This is a genomic window from Streptococcus sp. 68 (assembly GCF_013277415.1).
In the GTDB taxonomy this organism is placed as follows: domain Bacteria; phylum Bacillota; class Bacilli; order Lactobacillales; family Streptococcaceae; genus Streptococcus.
In genome coordinates this window covers 209,763-225,314 of the sequence record NZ_VMMX01000003.1, presented here as the reverse complement: position 1 = coordinate 225,314, position 15,552 = coordinate 209,763, and the positions used below count along the sequence as shown (strand labels likewise).

18 protein-coding genes are annotated in these 15,552 nt (G+C 38.5%); 14 read left to right on the top strand and 4 right to left on the bottom strand.

Annotated features, from left to right (window positions below; translation table 11 throughout):
• Nucleotides 1–155: 155 nt before the first annotated feature.
• A complete protein-coding gene (nrdE, locus tag HT720_RS01830; protein WP_173274535.1) occupies nucleotides 156–2,315 on the bottom strand; it encodes a class 1b ribonucleoside-diphosphate reductase subunit alpha in 2,160 nt (719 codons plus the stop codon).
• An 80-nt stretch (nucleotides 2,316–2,395) separates the two neighbouring features.
• Nucleotides 2,396–2,614, bottom strand: a complete 219-nt coding sequence (gene nrdH, locus HT720_RS01825; RefSeq protein ID WP_000259242.1) for a glutaredoxin-like protein NrdH — start codon at nucleotides 2,612–2,614, stop codon at nucleotides 2,396–2,398.
• 349 nt (nucleotides 2,615–2,963) lie between these two features.
• On the opposite strand from nrdH, the gene HT720_RS01820 reads away from it, so the two are divergent.
• The 4 genes from HT720_RS01820 (at nucleotide 2,964) to HT720_RS01805 (ending at nucleotide 6,191) form a co-directional block, all read left to right on the top strand.
• Nucleotides 2,964–3,227, top strand: coding sequence for a phosphocarrier protein HPr (locus HT720_RS01820; RefSeq protein WP_000146947.1), 264 nt, complete (start codon nucleotides 2,964–2,966; stop codon nucleotides 3,225–3,227).
• Between the two features lie 5 nt (nucleotides 3,228–3,232).
• Nucleotides 3,233–4,966, top strand: coding sequence for a phosphoenolpyruvate--protein phosphotransferase (ptsP, locus tag HT720_RS01815; RefSeq protein WP_000138123.1), 1,734 nt, complete (start codon nucleotides 3,233–3,235; stop codon nucleotides 4,964–4,966).
• 133 nt (nucleotides 4,967–5,099) lie between these two features.
• A complete protein-coding gene (locus HT720_RS01810; protein ID WP_000031476.1) occupies nucleotides 5,100–5,594 on the top strand; it encodes a YkgJ family cysteine cluster protein in 495 nt (164 codons plus the stop codon).
• Nucleotides 5,595–5,651: 57 nt separating this feature from the next.
• Entirely contained in the window at nucleotides 5,652–6,191 is a 540-nt protein-coding gene (locus tag HT720_RS01805) for a ClbS/DfsB family four-helix bundle protein (RefSeq protein ID WP_173274534.1), read from the top strand.
• A gap of 98 nt (nucleotides 6,192–6,289) precedes the next feature.
• Here the strand turns inward: HT720_RS01805 and dhaQ are convergent, their stop codons facing one another.
• Together dhaQ and dhaS are read right to left on the bottom strand one after the other, a co-directional pair.
• Entirely contained in the window at nucleotides 6,290–7,279 is a 990-nt protein-coding gene (dhaQ, locus tag HT720_RS01800; protein ID WP_173274533.1) for a DhaKLM operon coactivator DhaQ, read from the bottom strand.
• On the bottom strand, nucleotides 7,276–7,806 hold the full coding sequence (dhaS, locus tag HT720_RS01795; RefSeq protein WP_112443715.1) for a dihydroxyacetone kinase transcriptional activator DhaS: 531 nt from the start codon (nucleotides 7,804–7,806) through the stop codon (nucleotides 7,276–7,278). The genes dhaQ and dhaS overlap by 4 nt, the downstream gene beginning before the upstream one ends.
• Nucleotides 7,807–7,959: 153 nt before the next feature.
• Here dhaS and dhaK point away from each other — a divergent pair, with 153 nt between their 5' ends.
• From dhaK to HT720_RS01750, 10 genes are all read left to right on the top strand, one after another.
• Nucleotides 7,960–8,949 carry a dihydroxyacetone kinase subunit DhaK gene (dhaK, locus tag HT720_RS01790; RefSeq protein WP_173274532.1) on the top strand — a complete coding sequence of 330 codons (990 nt, stop codon included), beginning with the start codon at nucleotides 7,960–7,962 and terminating at the stop codon, nucleotides 8,947–8,949.
• Nucleotides 8,950–8,970: 21 nt separating this feature from the next.
• Nucleotides 8,971–9,546, top strand: coding sequence for a dihydroxyacetone kinase subunit DhaL (gene dhaL, locus HT720_RS01785; protein WP_000990807.1), 576 nt, complete (start codon nucleotides 8,971–8,973; stop codon nucleotides 9,544–9,546).
• The gene (dhaM, locus tag HT720_RS01780; RefSeq protein WP_173274531.1) at nucleotides 9,546–9,920 is read left to right on the top strand and encodes a dihydroxyacetone kinase phosphoryl donor subunit DhaM; all 375 of its coding nucleotides are present in this window, start codon (nucleotides 9,546–9,548) and stop codon (nucleotides 9,918–9,920) included. The genes dhaL and dhaM overlap by 1 nt, the downstream gene beginning before the upstream one ends.
• 558 nt (nucleotides 9,921–10,478) lie before the next feature.
• Nucleotides 10,479–11,210: a hypothetical protein gene (locus HT720_RS01775; protein ID WP_173274530.1), complete on the top strand. Its 732-nt coding sequence runs from the start codon at nucleotides 10,479–10,481 to the stop codon at nucleotides 11,208–11,210.
• Between the two features lie 581 nt (nucleotides 11,211–11,791).
• Nucleotides 11,792–12,004 carry a hypothetical protein gene (locus HT720_RS10155; protein ID WP_033688775.1) on the top strand — a complete coding sequence of 71 codons (213 nt, stop codon included), beginning with the start codon at nucleotides 11,792–11,794 and terminating at the stop codon, nucleotides 12,002–12,004.
• Between the two features lie 48 nt (nucleotides 12,005–12,052).
• Nucleotides 12,053–12,265, top strand: coding sequence for a hypothetical protein (locus HT720_RS01770; protein ID WP_173274529.1), 213 nt, complete (start codon nucleotides 12,053–12,055; stop codon nucleotides 12,263–12,265).
• A 119-nt stretch (nucleotides 12,266–12,384) separates the two neighbouring features.
• Nucleotides 12,385–13,077 carry a YjjG family noncanonical pyrimidine nucleotidase gene (locus HT720_RS01765; protein ID WP_173274528.1) on the top strand — a complete coding sequence of 231 codons (693 nt, stop codon included), beginning with the start codon at nucleotides 12,385–12,387 and terminating at the stop codon, nucleotides 13,075–13,077.
• Nucleotides 13,078–13,138: 61 nt separating this feature from the next.
• A complete protein-coding gene (locus HT720_RS01760) occupies nucleotides 13,139–13,792 on the top strand; it encodes a uracil-DNA glycosylase (RefSeq protein WP_173274527.1) in 654 nt (217 codons plus the stop codon).
• Between the two features lie 9 nt (nucleotides 13,793–13,801).
• Nucleotides 13,802–14,266, top strand: a complete 465-nt coding sequence (locus tag HT720_RS01755) for an 8-oxo-dGTP diphosphatase (protein ID WP_001135786.1) — start codon at nucleotides 13,802–13,804, stop codon at nucleotides 14,264–14,266.
• A 12-nt stretch (nucleotides 14,267–14,278) separates the two neighbouring features.
• A complete protein-coding gene (locus tag HT720_RS01750; protein ID WP_173274526.1) occupies nucleotides 14,279–15,547 on the top strand; it encodes a dihydroorotase in 1,269 nt (422 codons plus the stop codon).
• The last annotated feature ends 5 nt before the right edge of the window (nucleotides 15,548–15,552 follow it).

The window sequence follows — 15,552 nt, the reverse complement described above, 5'->3', positions numbered from 1 at the left end:
ATTATCTTTATTTTATCATAATCCTAGAGGAGTATCGCACAAAAAGTCGGAAGCCCGACTTTTTGTTATTTCATAGTATAGATGCTTATTCTAGTTTAGTTTAGCAGGGTGAATGAATCACTTATCTGAGAAAATGTAGTTTCCTCAAGCAAAGATTAAATCACACAGCTTTCACATTGGTTAGCACCGACTTCTCCACCATCGTCTGTGAAAGTACGGACGTAGTAGATAGACTTGATACCCTTGTTAAAGGCATAGTTACGAAGGATAGACAAGTCACGTGTCGTTTGTTTGTTTTCTTTCTTCCATTCGTAAAGACCTTTTGGAATGTCACTACGCATAAAGAGTGTGAGTGAAAGTCCTTGGTCCACGTGCTCAGTCGCAGCAGCGTAAACATCAATCACTTTACGCATATCCATGTCGTAAGCAGAAGTGTAGTAAGGAATGGTTTCTGTTGACAAGCCAGCAGCAGGGTAGTATATTTTACCGATTTTCTTTTCTTGACGTTCTTCGATACGTTGTGTAATCGGGTGAATAGAAGCAGAAACGTCATTGATGTAACTGATAGAACCATTTGGCGCTACAGCAAGGCGGTTTTGGTGGTAAAGACCATCTGCTTGAACCTTGTCGCGCAGTTCAGCCCAGTCAGTAGCACTTGGGATAAAGACATCTTTGAAGAGTTCTTTAACACGGTCTGATTTTGGAACAAACTCGCCTGTAATATACTTGTTAAAGTAGCTTCCCTTAGCATAGTCTGATTTTTCAAAGTTGTGGAAGGTGATGCCACGTTCACGCGCGATATTGTTTGATTCTACCAAGGTCCAGTAGTTCATAAGCATGAAGTAGATGCTTGTAAATTCAACAGACTCAGGCGATCCATATTCAATCAGTTGTTGGGCAAGGTAGCTGTGAAGTCCCATGGCGCCGAGACCAAAGGTGTGGGCTTGGCTATTTCCATGATCGATGGTAGGAACAGCTACGATGTGTGAACTATCTGTAACGAAAGTAAGGGCACGAACCATAGCACGGATAGAACGACCAAAGTCAGGTGAAGTCATCATGTTAACCACGTTGGTTGAACCAAGGTTACATGAAACATCCGTTCCCATTTGAAGGAATTCTTGAGCATCGTTGATCAAGCTTGGTTCTTGGACTTGAAGAATCTCAGAACACAAGTTACTCATGATAATCTTTCCATCAACAGGATTTGCACGGTTAGCCGTGTCGATGTTGACTACATAAGGGTAGCCAGACTCTTGTTGCAATTTAGAGATTTCAGTTTCCAAATCACGCGCCTTGATTTTTGTCTTACGGATATTTGGATTTGCGACCAATTCATCGTATTTTTCAGTAATGTCGATGTAATTGAATGGCACACCGTATTCTTTTTCTACAGAGTAAGGGCTAAAGAGGTACATTTCTTCATTTTTACGAGCCAATTCGTAGAATTTATCAGGTACTACAACACCAAGTGATAGAGTCTTGACACGTACTTTTTCATCAGCGTTTTCTTTCTTAGTTGAAAGGAAAGCGATGATATCTGGGTGAAAGACGTTGAGGTAGACAACACCGGCACCTTGACGTTGCCCCAATTGGTTGGAGTAAGAGAAGCTGTCTTCAAAAAGCTTCATAACAGGAACGACACCTGAAGCAGCTCCTTCATAGCCTTTGATAGGTGCACCAGCTTCACGAAGGTTGCTGAGGGTAATTCCCACACCACCACCAATACGTGAAAGTTGAAGAGCTGAGTTGATAGAACGTCCGATAGAGTTCATATCATCCGTCACTTGGATTAGGAAACAAGATACCAACTCCCCACGGCGAGCACGTCCAGCATTCAAGAAGGAAGGAGTAGCAGGTTGGTAGCGTTGGTGGATGATTTCATTGGCAATATCGATTGCAACAGCTTCATTCCCATCAGCGAAATAAAGAGCGTTGAAGAAGACACGGTCTTCCATATTTTCAAGATAGTATTCACCGTCATTAGTCTTTAAGGCATATTGATTGTAAAATTTATAAGCTGCCATGAATGACTTGAATTGGAAGTTTTGGTCTTTGATAAATTGAGCCAATTCTTCCAAGAACTCTGGACGGTATTTCTTAATAAAGGCTGTTTCGATGTAGTTGTGTTCAATGAGGTAATTGATTTTGTCTTTGATTGAATCAAAAACCATAGTGTTTGGAACTACATTTTCTTTAAAGAAAGCATCCAAGGCTTCCTTATCTTTATGAAGCATGATTTGTCCATTGACAGGACGGTTGATTTCGTTATTAAGACGGAAGTAAGTCACGTCCTCAAGATGTTTTAATCCCATAAAATTTCCCTTATCTAATTACAAAAGAAAGGCTTCTAAGTTAGCCCTAGAAGCAGTTTCTTCTGGATGATGTACTAAGATTATGCTAATTGTTTCAGTTTTCCTGGTTGGAAACCTGAAAAGACTTCAGTTGGTGTTTGAATAATAGGAGCTGCGCTAAAACCGAGTTCTTTGACTTGATCGATGTACTCAGGCTGCTCATCAAGATTGATTTCTTTATATTCAACGTTATTACTGTCCAAGAAACGCTTGGTCATTTTACATTGGACACAATTGTTTTTAGAATAAACGGTTACCATTGTGTAACTCCTCTTTAAAATTTAATACTACCTTAGTATATCAGAAAATAAAATTTTGTCAATGATTTAAACTAAATATAGTGGTCTGTTTTTCTAGCCAAGCTCACAAAACACAATATGTAGTGTTTGTTTTATAAAACAGCAATGATTATCCTATAAATCGTTTTTAAAGAAACTATATCCTGTGTTTTGTTATCTAGGATAGAAGATTTTCAGCAAGTTATCTGAAAGGAAATTGAAGGAAAATCCAGAAAATGCTTGAAAAAAATCCTAGAAGATGATATAATACCAAATTGTAAGGGTTATCACATATAACTCAAAAAAGAAAGAACAAAAGGAGAGTCAAACTATGGCTTCTAAAGATTTCCACGTAGTGGCAGAAACAGGTATTCACGCACGTCCAGCAACATTGTTGGTACAAACTGCTAGCAAATTTGCTTCAGATATCACTCTTGAGTACAAAGGTAAATCAGTTAACCTTAAATCAATTATGGGTGTTATGAGTCTTGGTGTTGGCCAAGGTGCTGACGTAACTATCTCAGCTGAAGGTGCAGATGCAGATGACGCTATCGCTGCAATCTCAGAAACAATGGAAAAAGAAGGATTGGCATAAGGGAAATGACAGAAATGCTTAAAGGAATCGCAGCATCTGACGGTGTTGCAGTTGCAAAAGCATATCTACTCGTTCAACCGGATTTGTCATTCGAGACTATTTCAGTCGAAGATACAAACGCAGAAGAGGCTCGTTTGGATGTTGCTCTTGAAGCTTCTCAAAACGAGCTTTCTCTTATCCGCGAGAAAGCTGTAGGTACGCTTGGTGAAGAAGCGGCTCAAGTTTTTGACGCTCATTTGATGGTTCTTTCTGACCCAGAATTGATTGGTCAGATTAAAGAAACAATTCGTGCTAAGAAAGTCAACGCAGAAGCAGGTCTTAAAGAAGTGACTGACATGTTCATCACGATCTTTGAAGGTATGGAAGACAACCCATACATGCAAGAACGTGCAGCGGATATCCGCGACGTGACAAAACGTGTATTGGCAAACCTTCTTGGTAAGAAATTGCCAAACCCAGCTTCTATCAATGAAGAAGTAATTGTGATTGCGCATGACTTGACACCATCTGATACAGCTCAATTGGACAAAAACTTTGTAAAAGCTTTTGTAACAAACATCGGTGGACGTACAAGCCACTCAGCTATCATGGCACGTACACTTGAAATTGCAGCTGTATTGGGAACAAATAATATCACTGAAGTAGTGAAAGACGGTGATATCCTTGCCGTTAACGGAATTACTGGTGAAGTGATTATCAACCCAACAGATGAACAAGCGGCAGAATTTAAAGCAGCTGGTGAAGCTTATGCTAAACAAAAAGCTGAATGGGCACTTTTGAAAGATGCTCAAACAGTGACTGCTGACGGTAAACACTTCGAGTTGGCCGCTAATATCGGTACTCCAAAAGACGTTGAAGGTGTTAACAACAACGGTGCTGAAGCTGTTGGACTTTACCGTACAGAGTTCTTGTACATGGATTCTCAAGACTTCCCAACAGAAGACGAGCAGTATGAAGCATACAAAGCTGTTCTTGAAGGAATGAATGGTAAACCAGTGGTTGTTCGCACGATGGATATCGGTGGGGATAAGGAACTTCCTTACTTCGATATGCCACATGAAATGAACCCATTCCTTGGATTCCGTGCCCTTCGTATCTCTATTTCTGAAACTGGAGATGCAATGTTCCGTACACAAATCCGTGCCCTTCTTCGTGCTTCTGTTCATGGTCAGTTACGTATCATGTTCCCAATGGTTGCCCTTTTGAAAGAATTCCGTGCGGCTAAAGCAGTTTATGAAGAAGAAAAAGCAAACCTTCTTGCTGAAGGTGTTGCAGTTGCGGATGATATCCAAGTTGGTATCATGATTGAAATCCCTGCAGCAGCCATGCTTGCAGACCAATTTGCTAAAGAAGTAGACTTCATGTCAATTGGTACAAACGACTTGATCCAATACTCAATGGCAGCAGACCGTATGAACGAGCAAGTTTCATACCTTTACCAACCATATAACCCATCAATCCTTCGCTTGATCAACAACGTTATCAAGGCAGCTCACGCTGAAGGTAAATGGGCTGGTATGTGTGGTGAGATGGCTGGTGACCAAAAAGCTGTTCCACTTCTTGTCGGAATGGGCTTGGATGAATTCTCTATGTCAGCAACATCTGTACTTCGTACACGTAGCTTGATGAAGAAATTGGACACTGCTAAGATGGAAGAGTACGCTAACCGTGCCCTTACAGAGTGTTCAACAATGGAAGAAGTCCTTGAACTTCAAAAAGAATACGTTAACTTCGATTAATGTGATTAACCTTGTAACCTAGTTGCAAGGTTTTTTGCTACATTTTGGAAAAGTATAGTCCTATAAAGTCCACTTTTCAATGGTTCAGAGGCATGGTATAATAGGGGAAAGTAATTAGAATAAGAGAGAAACCATGTCTAAAGAAATTGATATTGAGTATTACCACCAATTAGCTTTGCAAAAGCAGAAGGAACATCGCAAAGTTTTAGCCAATCTAAAGAAAAAACCTCCTAAAAACCTAGACAAGATTGCCCAGCAGATTCACCAAGAAGTTTTTGCTGAGATTGATTGTACTGCCTGTGCTAACTGTTGTAAGACTTTGGGACCCGACTTTAAAGAAGCGGATATTACACGAATTGCCAAGTATTTTAAGATGAAATTACCAGCTTTTGAAGCGGAGTTTCTGCAGGTAGATGAAGATGGAGATAAGGTTTTCAAATCCATGCCCTGCCCATTTTTAGGAGGAGATAACCTTTGTTCTATCTATGACGTTCGTCCAAAGGCCTGTCGTGAATTCCCTCATACTGACCGCAAAAAGATCCATCAAATCAACCATTTGACGATTAAGAATACCTTGACCTGTCCAGCAGCCTATCTCTTTGTTGAGAAATTAAAGGATAAGTTGTAGAGATTTAAAGGATAAAAAATCTCTAATAATAACTAGTAATATGAAGGGAGTACTCCTGTGCCTAGACCGAAAACAAAAGAGGATCTAATGCTGGCCTCTAAGGAAAACTATGAAAAGCTCAATCGTTTCATCTCCCAACTAAGTGAAGATGAGCTACAGACTCCATTTGATTTTTCAAGAGACCCAAAGAAAAAAGAAGCTCACTGGAAAAGGGATAAAAATCTACGGGATGTCTTGATCCATCTTTATGAATGGCATCAGTTGCTTTTGACTTGGGTTTATTCTAATCAAAAAGGTAACGAAAGACCTTTTCTCCCTGAACCTTATAATTGGAAAACTTATCGAGAAATGAATGTCGCTTTTTGGAAGAAGCACCAGAAAACGTCCTTAGAAGAAGCGACTAGACTCTTGGAACAATCACATAAAGAAGTTTTAGAGTTGATAGAAGTTTTTAGCAATGACGAACTCTTTGCCAAAGGTATCTATCAGTGGACGGGAGGGACAAGTCTAGGTTCCTACTTTGTCAGTAGCACTTCCAGTCACTATGATTGGGCTCTGAAAAAACTCAAAGCTCATCGGAAGAATTGTAAGGGATAGATGGACTGTTTGAAATAGAAAGAATGAATTTTTTTAAATATGAGATAAGATTAAAAGGGCTATCAAGTGATGTAGCCCTTTTGAGTTATACAAGCAAATTACCATGCAAAAGCTGTCGTTGGAGCATTGAGCGCTTCTAACCACTGTTTATTTTTTACGGGGCAAAGAGTTACGGATATACCTGCCATATCTAGACTGGTCATAAATGTTCCTGATTTTATAAAGGTAATAGTGATTCCTTCAATTTCTAAGAGTTGAAGGAGATCATTGATAAATATGCCCATTTCTAGGTTGGTAGTAGTGCCTAGATTATTTACAAGCAATATAAATTGATCACCCTTTTTCCAATGATAGTGCAATCTTAATTTACTTATAATTTCATTTGCAAGGATTTCCGATGATTGGAATGGGACTATACGATAGCCTTCTTCGCCATGTATCCCAATACCATAAGAAATATTTCCTTCTTCCAAGTTAAATAGTGGAAGGGTGGCTTGGGGGAGACTAGCAGATTTCGTTGCAAAGCCAATTGTTGCGATTTCGGGAGCAAGTTCATGACCTAAATCAGTTAGTTGCTCTATGTCGGCACCATTTTGAGCTGCATATCCTAGAACTTTATGAAGTAAGATTGTCCCTGCAAGCCCTCTTCCTCTAATTTGAAATCTATTGTGAGGTTCAATAGAAATATCGTCGTGTGCTAGACTATAGCCGACCTTAATTCCTTCTTGTCTAGCAGTGTTAATGGCTGAGCTAAATTCTTTGATGTCTGCTTCGAAATTTTTTACAATGATGAAGACACCGTGACCATTGTTTAAAAAACGAATGGACTCTAAGATTTCAGTTCTTGTAGGAGGAGTAAATAATTGGCCATAGATAGCAGCAGTAAGCATTCCTTCTCCCACATATCCAATATGCGCAGGTTCGTGACCGGAACCCCCACCCGACAATATTGGAACCTGATGAGGATTGCGATTTTTTTGATAGACTAATGGTAAGGTAGGGTGTTTTTCTAATTCAGGATGACTGCTGATAGTTGCTGAAATGTAACTTGAAATAATTTTCTGTTTATGATTTGAAATAAATGTCATTGTGGTCTCTTTCCAATAATTGTCATGATTAGAAAGTCTGGTTGTGGAACTGGACTTTTTTTATTGACGTAAGCCTTCACGATTTCTGCTAGAGCATGTGAATGGTAGTCTAACAAAAAACAAGTATAAGCAGATGAATCGCTATCAATCTGACCGTATTCTCTTAAAATTTTTGATACAAGCAAGCGACAGTAGCTGATAAAGTGGTCATAGAAGTTATTTTGCCCTTGAATATCAAAAAGTTGAATATAAAAGTCACGCTCTTGTTCGAAATAAAAAAATAATTCTTGTAATAGTTTTTGGCCTGAAATGAAGTCCAAGTTATTGGTGATATACTCGGTTAAGTCATTTTCAAATATCCAGTCTAGCAGTTCATATTTGTCAAGAAAGTGATTATAAAAGGTCTGTCTACGAATGCCAGCTGATTCCATGATATCTACAATAGAGATTTTATCAAATTCTCTAGTAGCTAATAGGTCTCTAAATGCCTTGGCAATCCGTTTTTTTGTAATAAGTGATGATGCCATAGGAAACCTTTCTTTTACTTACTTCATTTTACCAAAAAAATGTTTTAAACGGGTTTAAAAGGGGACAAATAATAGAATCTGTCCCTTATCATCCAGCGATAAAAAATATATAATGAAAGCGAAAACAAAGGTAAATACCGAAAGGAGTTTCTCATGAAAAAAATTATAAATGAACCGACACAAGTTGTTGATGAAATGTTGCAGGGATTGTCATTCATGCATGATGACTTGGTAGAACGCTTAGATGGTTTTGATGTCATCGTTAGAAAGGCAGAAAAGACAGGAAAAGTTGGACTCATTTCTGGTGGAGGTTCAGGACATGAACCAAGTCATGCTGGATTTGTAGGAGAAGGAATGTTGTCTGCTGCCATTTGTGGAGCAGTCTTTACTTCACCTACTCCAGACCAAATTTTAGAAGCCATTAAGGCGGCTGATGAAGGTGCTGGAGTTTTCATGGTCATCAAGAACTATTCTGGTGACATTATGAACTTTGAAATTGCACAAGAACTTGCTGAAATGGAAGGTATTGATGTAGCAAGCGTTGTAGTCGATGATGATATTGCTGTTGAAAATAGTCTCTATACCCAAGGGCGTCGAGGTGTTGCAGGTACTATATTAGTCCATAAAATTTTGGGGGCTGCAGCTCGTTCTGGTAAATCATTATCTGAAATGAAGGACTTGGCCGACAAACTTGTCTTAGAAATTAAAACAATTGGATTAGCTCTATCTGGCGCTACTGTTCCAGAAGTTGGGAAACCAGGATTTGTTCTAGAAGATGATGAGTTTGAATACGGAGTTGGTATTCATGGTGAGCCGGGATATAAGAAAGAGAAAATGCAACCTTCAGCACAATTGGCCTCTGAATTGGTTGAAAAACTATCTGAAGGTTTCCAACTTAAAGCTGGTGAACGCTATGGAGTTCTTATCAATGGTTTAGGAAGCACTCCTCTTATGGAACAATACGTATTTGCAAATGATGTGGCTAAATTACTCCATGAAAAAGGTGTTGAGTTGGCGTTTAAGAAAATTGGAAACTATATGACATCAATTGATATGGCCGGCTTGTCATTAACATTGATTCGATTGGCAGATGATGAATGGTTGGATGCTCTAAATGCACCTGTTACTACCCCAGCTTGGTAAAACTCAAGGAGGAAATGTCGCATGAATGCTGAACAAGCTCTTGAATGGATGAAGCTTTTTAATGAAAAGATTCAAGAACAGAAAGATTACCTTAGTGAGCTAGACACCCCTATAGGAGATGGAGACCACGGTGGAAATATGGCGCGTGGCATGGCTGCAGTTATGGAAAACTTAGAAGGAAAGCAATTTGAGACCAGCAGTGATGTGTTTAAACTTGTCTCAATGCAACTACTGAGTAAGGTAGGTGGTGCTTCTGGTCCCTTGTATGGCTCTGCTTTTATGGGCATGGCCAAGGCTGATTCTAATTCGAAAATAGAGGAAATCTTACAAAGTGGTTTGGATATGATTGTCAAACGTGGGAAAGCAGAAGTTGGAGAAAAGACAATGGTTGATGTTTGGACTCCTGTTATTGCTGCCTTGTCTGCTGGCCAATTGACTCAAGAGGTTATTGATAAGGTAGTGAATGCTACCAAAGATTTACTTGCAACTAAAGGAAGGGCATCTTATGTAGGAGAACGTTCTCTTGGACATATTGATCCTGGGTCATTCTCATCAGGATTACTCTTTACTGCTCTTTTAGAAACTGGGGTGGTTTAATGGGAAGTATTGGTCTTGTTATCGTTTCACATTCCAAACACATTGCACAAGGTGTCGTTGAACTGATTAGTGAAGTAGCTAAAGATGTTCCGATTACTTATGTAGGAGGAACCGAAGATGGAGGAATTGGAACAAGTTTTGATCAAGTAGATAGGGTTGTTTCCGAAAATCCAGCAGAGACTTTATTAGCTTTTTTTGACCTAGGTTCTGCTAAAATGAACTTAGAAATGGTGGCTGATTTCAGTGATAAAAGTATCGTCATCAATAGGGTTCCAATTGTAGAAGGTGCCTATACTGCAGCTGCTCTTCTTCAGGCTGGTGCAGAACTGTCAGTTATTCAAACACAGTTGTCGGATCTTGAAATCAATAAATAAGGAATTTTACTATAACTCTTATTATAGGTGAGCTATTGATTATCTCAACTATAAAATGTTAAGTAAATAATTTCAAAATCAGAAAGGGATTGCTTTATGCAGTTCCTTTTTATTTTAACAGGAGTAAAGCTATAGTGTTTCTAAATTGCGAATCATTCAAAACTGATTGTGATGGAACTATTCTAGCTTTAGAATCCTTCAAAAATTAACATTTAAGGCAATCAATGGCTTAGAAGAGTGCCAAAACATTTAGTTTATAGGAATTCTAGGTCTAGAATTACATGGATATTTATGAAGTTAGAGTATTCGATAGTTAGGGTTGTTCTATTCTGAAAGATTTAAGCTGTCAATATTCTAGAATAGTAGTTTGCCAATGAATTTTGTTGAAAGATTCCTTGTTTTATGGTAGTCTAAAGTAAAAGAAAGCCTTATCATTATATTTTCATTTGTTAACAATGTATTTCGACTTTATCTAATGTAGAAGAAAGAAATATCATGAAATGCTTATGACTTGTTGGAAAGAGAATGTGAACTAAAAATAGATTTAGGAGTAGGTATATGAGTAGTTTAGAGTCAATTCGTAAAGCGCATATCATCGTGTGGGGTGCCTATCTATTTTTATCATTAAGGGCGCCGTTAATTAGCAGTACTGATTATTTCTTGCTTATTTTTTTAGCATTTATCTACTCAATAGTATCGTTACCTATATACTCTGTGAAGAATAAAATAGTATCCATTTGTTTGGCTATAAACTCGATTCTGTTAATGAGTTTTCCAATTTTAATCAATAAATTTTTCCCAGGAAAGGTTTCTACTTATATCGTATTAATCAGTATTTTTATCCTGGAGTTCTTAATCTTTAATATAATTGGTAAAGATTTTGATACTAGATTAGCTAGCGAGTATAGGAAAATCAGTCATTTTAAAAGTAAGATGTCTCAATCTCCTTGGATAAAATATTTAGAGATTTCTAGTTTTATATTAACTATATTTCCATTTATTCTTCATGGTACAGTTGCTAATCGTGTATTGACTCTTATCTTTTTGATAAAAATTTGTGTAGATACTACGATAAAGATTCTATTAAACAGAATCTTTAAGAAAAGTAAGGTAATGAAAAGGAGGATATTTTCTCTTTTTGTACTAGATTTGATTGTCTATTTATTTTTAGGCTATGTTTTAGCAATGCAAAAAGATGGATACCTATTTTCAATTCTACTAATTTTTTCTAATTTCTCACTTCCCTTTATCAGAGAAAAAGAGTATGAGTTATTTAAAAATAAGAAGTGAGATAGATATGGTTAAATCTTAGTTCTCTTTAAAATCAAATCAGGTAGAGAAAGGGTATTTTATCTAGGTAACAAAGTGCTTTAAACGCAGTCAACGATTACTGATTAGAGAACTATCCTAACCATGCAACGTTAAAGAGGAGAAATCTTATGAAACTCGTATCACCAAATAATTATGCTGCTATTGAGTAAGAAGAGATGAGGTGTATTGATAGGGGATTATCTCTACATAAAGACGGGGGAATCTTACAGTAAACGTAGCCACTGCTTATTTTATGGGGAATTAAATATGTTTAAACTAAGTGATAGAGTCAGAGTGGTCTTTGCTCTTTTAGGAGTAAGTTCCATATTGGTTAGTATGTATCTTATACCTTTTATTAAAACTGAGAATAAATTTTGGGAAATACTTTTATTTATATTAGGTGTATTGCTAATTGGAATTGTGTTACTAAATCCCCAAAAAAATTAAATTTTGGAAATAGCGTTAGTGAGTAGGTAATCATTTATTGATTGGATTTTTTAATGCTATTGATGAATGGGATGGAAAAAGTGACAATAAATTAAGAACAGGATGATAGTATTATGATGGTTGTTTTAATTTTGATGGTTGTGGTGTTTCTGTATTATGTAATTACAGAGTATTTTCAGAATAGTTATATTGACTGTATACTATTTCTAACATTGCTGATTTCTCATTTGATATGGGATTACTATTTTTTACCCATTGAAGTCTTAGTAGCATTAAGTGGAGTAAATTTGCTGTCAAGATTATTCAAAAAAATGAGAAGTCAATAGATTTGTTAGTGGATTATAAAGATAAAAGGTAAAATTGGGATATTTAAAATGAAACATTTTATTGCTGGTATCGGAGAGATAAAATTAGCTTTCTACATCTTATATGTTTTGCTAGGTCTAGCACCTTTATTTCACACTTACATAATAAATGCTGAAACAGGGGTAGGAAAATTAGCCTTAACTATTATAGGGGTAGTCTCCGTATTTATTTTAACTATTGCTCGAATTTATAGAAGACTTTTCTATAATTCACTAGATTAGTATGGATTAGTTAATCCATTAGAACTATTATTCTTTGTGGTACTATACTACTTTTAAGTTTTTACATTAAACAACTGGCTGAAGTGAAAGTTGTTTATCTTAGAAAGGAAAACCTCAAATTGTCCTACAAATTTCTACTTTTCGACTTTGACCACACTCTTCTTGATTTTGATGTTGCTGAGGATGTGGCTTTGACACAACTCCTAAAAGAAGAAGGGGTTGCAGATATTCAGGCTTATAAAGACTATTATGTTCCTATGAACAAGGCTCTCTGGAAGGACTTGGAGCAAAAGAAAATTAGTAAACAAGAGCTGGTTAACACGCGCTTTTCTCGTTTATTTGCTCATTTTGGACAGGAAAAAGATGGTAGTTTTCTAGCCCAGCGTTACCAATTTTACCTCGCCCAACAGGGACAAACGATTTCAGGCGCTCATGAACTTTTGGACAGTCTCATCGAGCGAGATTATGACTTGTATGCTGCGACAAATGGAATAACTGCCATTCAGACAGGGCGTTTGGCTCAGTCTGGCCTGGCACCTTATTTCAATCAAGTTTTTATCTCTGAACAGCTACAAACACAAAAGCCAGATGCTCTTTTTTATGAAAAGATTGGCCAGCAAATTGCTGGATTTAGTAAAGAAAAGACTCTGATGATTGGAGATTCCCTAACCGCCGACATTCAAGGTGGCAATAATGCGGGGATTGATACTATCTGGTACAACTCTCATCACCTCGAAAATCACACACAAGCCCAGCCAACCTACGAAGTCTATTCCTTCCAAGACTTGCTGGATTGTTTAGATAAACTGTAAAAAGTGGTTTAGATAGCCACTTTTTGCTATAATAGAGGCAGTAAAAACGAAGGAGTCGGCTATGGAACACTCGTCTTGGCATGCTTTGATTAAGGAGCAATTACCTGAAGGTTATTTTGGGAAAATCAATCAGTTTATGGAGCAGGTCTATGCTCAGGGTACTGTTTATCCGCCCAAGGAAAAGGTTTTTCAGGCTCTCTTAACAACACCGCTTGAAGAAGTTAAGGTGGTGATTCTGGGGCAAGATCCCTATCACGGGCCAGGTCAAGCGCAGGGCTTGAGTTTTTCTGTACCGGACTCTATCCCAGCTCCGCCATCCTTGCAAAATATCTTGAAGGAATTGTCAGATGATATCGGGGTCAAGAAATCTCATGATTTGACAGCTTGGGCTGAACAAGGAGTCTTACTTCTTAATGCTTGTTTGACGGTTCCTGCTGGACAGGCCAATGGTCATGCTGGTCAAATCTGGGAGCCTTTTACTGATGCTGTGATTCAGGTGGTCAATCATCTGGATAGACCTGTTGTTTTCATCCTCTGGGGAGCCTATGCACGCAAGAAGAAGGCCTTGGTTACCAATCCTCACCACTTGATCATCGAATCAGCCCATCCCAGTCCTTTATCTGTTTACAGAGGATTTTGGGGTTCCAAGCCTTTTTCCAAGGCCAATGCATTCTTAAAAGAGACAGGACAAGAGCCAATCGATTGGCTTAGATAAGGAGAGAATATGCCTCAGTTAGCGACGATTTGCTACATTGATAACGGGAAAGAACTACTCATGCTCCATCGTAATAAGAAACCCAATGATGTTCATAAAGGGAAATGGATTGGAGTGGGTGGTAAGCTAGAGCGAGGAGAGACACCTCAGGAATGCGCGGCGCGTGAAATCCTCGAAGAAACAGGGCTCAAAGCTAAGCCAGTTCTAAAAGGTGTTATCACTTTTCCTGAATTTACACCAGATTTAGACTGGTACACCTATGTTTTTAAAGTGACGGAGTTCGAGGGTGACTTGATTGACTGCAATGAGGGAACGCTAGAATGGGTTCCCTATGATGAGGTTTTGAGTAAGCCGACTTGGGAAGGTGACCATACCTTTGTTGAGTGGCTTTTAGAGGATAAACCCTTCTTTTCAGCCAAGTTTGTTTATGATGGGGATAAATTGTTGGATACCCAAGTCGATTTCTATGAATAAAGGAGAAAGCAGATGCTACTAATCAAAAATGGTCGTGTAATGGATCCCAAGTCTGGTTTGGATCAAGTGTGTGATGTCTTAGCCCAAGATGGGAAAATTATCAAAATTGCACCTGAGATTAAAGAAGAAGGAGCAGAGATGATTGATGCTACAGATCTTGTAGTTGCTCCTGGCTTGGTCGATATTCATGTGCATTTCCGTGAACCTGGTCAAACCCATAAGGAGGATATTCATACTGGTGCCCTAGCGGCCGCTGCAGGTGGTTTTACAACGGTTGTCATGATGGCCAATACTAGTCCAACCATTTCAGATGTAGAGACTTTGCAAGAAGTTCTCCAGTCAGCTGCTAAAGAAAAGATCAATGTCAAGACGGTTGCCACTATCACCAAGAACTTTAATGGCCAAGACTTGACTGACTTTAAGTCACTCTTGGAAGCTGGAGCAGTTGGATTTTCAGATGATGGCATTCCACTTGAAAGCAGTAAAGTTGTCAAGGAAGCCATGGAGGAAGCTAAAAAGCTTAATACCTTTATTAGTCTTCATGAGGAAGATCCAGATTTGAACGGTGTTCTTGGCTTTAACGAAAATATCGCTAAAGAACATTTCCATATCTGTGGTGCGACTGGGGTTGCTGAGTATGCTATGATGGCGCGTGATGTCATGATTGCCTATGCAACCAAGGCCCATGTTCACATCCAGCATTTGTCTAAGGAAGAAAGTGTTAAAGTAGTTGAGTTTGCTCAAGGATTGGGTGCGCAAGTCACAGCAGAAGTAGCGCCACAGCATTTCTCTAAGACAGAAGCACTTCTTTTGACACAAGGTAGTAATGCTAAGATGAATCCACCGCTTCGTTTGGAATCAGACCGTCGTGCCGTTATCGAAGGTCTCAAATCTGGCGTCATCACAGTCATCGCGACAGACCACGCGCCTCATCATGTAGATGAGAAAAACGTTGAGGATATTACCAAAGCGCCATCTGGTATGACTGGTTTAGAAACATCCCTGTCTCTCGGCTTGACCTTTTTGGTTGAAGCTGGTGAGTTAAGCTTGATGGAATTACTCGAAAAGATGACATACAACCCAGCCAAGCTTTACAATTTTGAAGCAGGTTACTTGGCTGAGAATGGTCCAGCGGACATCACTATTTTTGATGCTAAGGCTGACCGCCTTGTGGACTCCCATTTTGCTTCCAAAGCAGCTAATTCACCATTCATCGGTGAAACCTTAAAAGGGCAGGTTAAATATACTATCTGTAAGGGACAAATCGTCTATCAAGCTTGATAGGA

What these genes read in the sequence shown, in the direction of transcription:
- dhaK (WP_173274532.1), top strand. Translation starts at nt 7,960, where the DNA reads ATGAAAAAAATTATAAATGAACCGACACAAGTTGTTGATGAAATGTTG.
- HT720_RS01810 (WP_000031476.1), top strand. Translation starts at nt 5,100, where the DNA reads ATGTCTAAAGAAATTGATATTGAGTATTACCACCAATTAGCTTTGCAA.
- HT720_RS01750 (WP_173274526.1), top strand. Translation starts at nt 14,279, where the DNA reads ATGCTACTAATCAAAAATGGTCGTGTAATGGATCCCAAGTCTGGTTTG.
- dhaM (WP_173274531.1), top strand. Translation starts at nt 9,546, where the DNA reads ATGGGAAGTATTGGTCTTGTTATCGTTTCACATTCCAAACACATTGCA.
- ptsP (WP_000138123.1), top strand. Translation starts at nt 3,233, where the DNA reads ATGACAGAAATGCTTAAAGGAATCGCAGCATCTGACGGTGTTGCAGTT.
- HT720_RS01770 (WP_173274529.1), top strand. Translation starts at nt 12,053, where the DNA reads ATGAAACATTTTATTGCTGGTATCGGAGAGATAAAATTAGCTTTCTAC.
- HT720_RS10155 (WP_033688775.1), top strand. Translation starts at nt 11,792, where the DNA reads ATGATGGTTGTTTTAATTTTGATGGTTGTGGTGTTTCTGTATTATGTA.
- dhaS (WP_112443715.1), bottom strand. Translation starts at nt 7,806, where the DNA reads ATGGCATCATCACTTATTACAAAAAAACGGATTGCCAAGGCATTTAGA.
- dhaL (WP_000990807.1), top strand. Translation starts at nt 8,971, where the DNA reads ATGAATGCTGAACAAGCTCTTGAATGGATGAAGCTTTTTAATGAAAAG.
- nrdE (WP_173274535.1), bottom strand. Translation starts at nt 2,315, where the DNA reads ATGGGATTAAAACATCTTGAGGACGTGACTTACTTCCGTCTTAATAAC.
- dhaQ (WP_173274533.1), bottom strand. Translation starts at nt 7,279, where the DNA reads ATGACATTTATTTCAAATCATAAACAGAAAATTATTTCAAGTTACATT.
- HT720_RS01755 (WP_001135786.1), top strand. Translation starts at nt 13,802, where the DNA reads ATGCCTCAGTTAGCGACGATTTGCTACATTGATAACGGGAAAGAACTA.
- HT720_RS01760 (WP_173274527.1), top strand. Translation starts at nt 13,139, where the DNA reads ATGGAACACTCGTCTTGGCATGCTTTGATTAAGGAGCAATTACCTGAA.
- nrdH (WP_000259242.1), bottom strand. Translation starts at nt 2,614, where the DNA reads ATGGTAACCGTTTATTCTAAAAACAATTGTGTCCAATGTAAAATGACC.
- HT720_RS01820 (WP_000146947.1), top strand. Translation starts at nt 2,964, where the DNA reads ATGGCTTCTAAAGATTTCCACGTAGTGGCAGAAACAGGTATTCACGCA.
- HT720_RS01775 (WP_173274530.1), top strand. Translation starts at nt 10,479, where the DNA reads ATGAGTAGTTTAGAGTCAATTCGTAAAGCGCATATCATCGTGTGGGGT.